Source organism: Stenotrophomonas sp. SrG (genome assembly GCF_050031795.1).
Lineage (GTDB): Bacteria > Pseudomonadota > Gammaproteobacteria > Xanthomonadales > Xanthomonadaceae > Stenotrophomonas > Stenotrophomonas rhizophila_A.
The window spans coordinates 1-266 of record NZ_JBNBBE010000312.1 but is presented as its reverse complement, the minus strand read 5'-3'; the positions used below and the strand labels follow the sequence as shown (position 1 = coordinate 266).

General features: G+C 67.7%; 1 protein-coding gene. It reads right to left on the bottom strand.

What is annotated here, in order from left to right; translation table 11 throughout:
• A partial coding sequence (locus ACQG3P_RS19935; RefSeq protein WP_426806010.1) for a hypothetical protein occupies positions 1 to 266 on the bottom strand: 266 nt, incomplete at both ends.

Here is a 266-nt window from a genome sequence, read left to right as displayed (position 1 = left end):
TGCGTGCGAGCGCTCTGGCGGCGCGGCGCCGTTCCACGCCACCTGGGTCAGCTTCATGCCGCCGCGGTGAACGCCTGCCACCGCGTCCAACTGCTGCGCACCCTGTGCCCGTACTTCTGTGGGCTTAAAGCCCAGCCGCTCGGCCTTGGCCAGCAGCTTGACGGCAATATCGCTGACTGCCAGCTCGCGCCAGGTCGACGTTACCGGCACCGGCAGCAACGAGAACTCGCGGCGCAGTTCATGCAGCAGGTGGGCATGGATCTGGC